Origin of the sequence: Stieleria sp. (assembly GCF_041595215.1) — a bacterium.
Lineage (GTDB): Bacteria > Planctomycetota > Planctomycetia > Pirellulales > Pirellulaceae > Stieleria > Stieleria magnilauensis.
Genome location: NZ_JBFHKV010001036.1, coordinates 1 through 3041, shown reverse-complemented (window position 1 = coordinate 3041; position 3041 = coordinate 1). Strand labels below are relative to the sequence as shown.

At 60.0% G+C, this 3041-nt stretch carries 2 protein-coding genes and 1 pseudogene; all 3 read left to right on the top strand.

Features of this window, described 5'->3' with window-relative positions:
* Positions 1-584: pseudogene (locus tag ABX749_RS27715) on the top strand (hypothetical protein); the annotation flags it as partial.
* Between the two features lie 81 nt (positions 585-665).
* A complete protein-coding gene (locus ABX749_RS27710) occupies positions 666-1979 on the top strand; it encodes a DUF1501 domain-containing protein (RefSeq protein WP_372898881.1) in 1314 nt (437 codons plus the stop codon).
* Positions 1980-2020: 41 nt separating this feature from the next.
* Positions 2021-3041 (top strand): hypothetical protein (locus ABX749_RS27705; RefSeq protein WP_372898880.1); only part of this gene is annotated, 1021 nt, incomplete at its 3' end.

The following is a 3041-nucleotide window of genomic DNA, read 5'->3' as shown; positions in this document are numbered from 1 at the left end:
TGGTGGAACACCGCTTTGACTTGCGTGAGCTTTATCGCATGCTGACCCGCACGCAGGCCTACCATCGGACCAGCGCGATCAGCGAAGGCCAGCGGCCACGGGCGGATGCTTTCGCCGCGATGAATGTCAAAACCCTTTCGGCGTCCCAGTACTTCGACAGTCTTCATCAAAACGTGTTGCTTGGGCGGTTCAATGCAGCGATGGATTCGCCGCAAGCCGAACAAGCGGTTCGTGACGAATTCCTTCGCCGCATGAAAGCCCCCGAGGCTGCGCCGAGTGACTATCCGCACGGCGTCGTTCAGGTGCTGGGCATGATGAACGGCCCGGAGATGCTGGTCGCGACCGCGGAAGAACAAAGCGGTCTGATCGCGTCGATGGAAGCACCATTCTTTTCGGATTCCGATCGAATTGAAACCCTGTTCCTGGCCTGTCTGTCTCGACCGCCCAGCGAGACCGAACTGCAACAGTTTCTGGCTTACTTAAACGAAGCATCCGCCGAAGCGTCCTCCCCGTCTTCCTCGGCGCGGCTGAGTGATCTGACTTGGATCTTGCTCAACACCGCCGAGTGTTTTGTTTGTCCGTAGGAGAGGCAGCGCGGGGCAATGTTCCCCTGATTCGCGGGTTCCGCCTGGGAACGAGACCGCACACCCAACATCGAGATCGAAATGTTCCAATCCCCCGCATTCAATCGCCGTCAGACGATCGCCGGCGCCGTTTCCATCGGCGGGACGATCGGGATGAGTCAGCTGCTGCAATCGATCGCCGCGGTCGCCGGTGAGGCGACGGAAAACGATCAGCGCCACTGCGTGTTGCTTTGGATGTCGGGCGGTCCCAGCCAGCTCGACACGTTCGACATGAAGCCGAAGCACAAGAACGGCGGCTCCTTCAAAGAGATCGCGACCGCCGTACCGGGACTGCGGTTCAGCGAACACCTTCCCCAACTGGCCAAACAGGCCGATCAACTGGCGATCCTGCGTGGCATGGCGACCAAGGAAGGCGACCACCAGCGCGGCACCACGGTGATGCGCACCGGTCACATCGCCGGTGGCCCGGTCCGCTACCCGGCGATCGGCTGCTCGCTTTCGAAATCATTGAGGAACACCGATTCCAAGCTGCCCCACTACGTCACGGTCGCGCCGGGACCCTTCGCCCGCGGCTCGCAGAGTCCCGGTTTTTTGGGTCCCAAATTCGCCGCAACCTCCGTCAGTGTTTCAGGGCCACCGGCGGCGGGCAACTTCGCCCAGTTGCGTGTCGATCATTTACAGCCACATGGTTTCGTCGACTCGGAACGTTTTGAACGCCGGTTGGCGCTCTGGGAATCGATGCAGGCGTCGTACTTGAAGACGCGAAACGCCCCCAACATCATCGCCCAAGACACGGTGTATCGGTCGGCGATCGACATGTTGGGCAGCGACGCCAAAGACGCCTTCGATCTGTCTGCCGAATCGGACACAGTGCGCGAAGCCTACGGACGTGGCACGTTTGGGCAAGGCTGTTTGATGGCCAGGCGGTTGATTGAACGCGGTGTTCCGCTGGTCGAAGTCACGTTGGGCGATGGGCTGGGCTGGGACACGCATGCGAACAATTTTGAACTGGTTCAACGGCTGAGTGAACAGCTGGACGCCGGCTGGGCGACGTTGATGACGGAACTTTCCGATCGCGGGTTGCTCGAAAAAACGACGATCCTTTGGGCGGGCGAGTTCGGACGCACACCCGCGATCAATTCCAACGGCGGACGAGACCATTTCCCCCAAGCGTTCTCCTGCGTGCTGGCCGGCGGAGGCGTCGCCGGCGGACAGGCCTTCGGCGCCACCAGCGCTGACGGCATGGAAGTGATTGACGGAAAGATCGATCAGCAAGACCTGCTTGCGACGCTCTGCAAAGCGTTGGGTGTGGACCCGAAAAGCGAAAACATTGCCGAAGGCGGCCGGCCGATCGCGATCGCCGAGGGCAACCCGATCGATCAGGTGTTGTTGTGATCCCACGAACAGGACAACGCCGGAGCGGTCTTGCAACGCTGATGCGTCGATCGTTTCTGATCCCGACCGCAATGACAGCGGCGATCGCACTGGCCGGATGCGATCGTGGGCCGAAACGATCGCCGTCCCAGACGATCACCACGCCCGATGGGACGGTGGAAAAAACCGTTGAGCCTGCCATTGTCCTGTCCCCCGATGCGTCGCCAACGTCCGAAACCGAACGCGAGCAAGACGACGACGCGGTCAAGTCTGATCCCGTCGCCGCGGATCCCGCTTCAGCGGAAAACGAGGCAGTTGCTGGAGCAGACGTCAGTGCGGACGTTGCAAATCAGCTCGACGCCGCGCTGGACGAAGGTTCGGCTGATGAAGTGGTATCCGATTCAGCTGACAAGCCCGATTCAACCGAAGAACCTCGAGCCGCCTACCGTCTATGGCTGCCGACGTCGAAAGGCCCCTTGTTGGTCGACTTGGACGTGTGGGTCGACGACCAACCGTTGGACGACGCGTTTGCGGAGAAACTTGCTTCCGTGCGGGCGACGTTGAAAAAGTCCGATGAGGATGCGATTGGCTGGGATCAGCTACTGGAACACGTCGCGGGCGACCCCGCTACCTTCGGGCAAACCGCCTCACGCGTCGAGTCTCAACAACAAGCACTCATCAAACGCTACGACCGCAACAAAGACAAACGGGTCGACGAGCAAGAGTTGGTTCGGTTCCTCTTTCGTGATTCCAATGTTTCGCAAGCGTTTCGCCTGTTCGGGACCGACGCATTTCGTTGGACCAACCGTTCGGCTTCGCCGCTGTATGCAGCCATCGACCGAAACCAAGACCGAAAACTCGATCCGACCGAGATCGAACAGGCCGGCGAATCGTTACTGCGGGAGATCGATCTCAATTCCGATCACTGCATCGACTTTGCCGAGTTGACGCGACTGCGTGAAAACGAAACCGATGCCTGGCGGCGTCATCGATCCAACCGTCAAGGCGATGTCGCAATGGATTTATCCGGTTACGTCAATTGGTCGAATCTGTCGTACACCATGGGCGGGATGCTGAAAGAGG

Bases quoted from the DNA above. Each gene is read 5' to 3' on its own strand.
- ABX749_RS27710 (WP_372898881.1), top strand. From the start codon at position 666: ATGTTCCAATCCCCCGCATTCAATCGCCGTCAGACGATCGCCGGCGCC.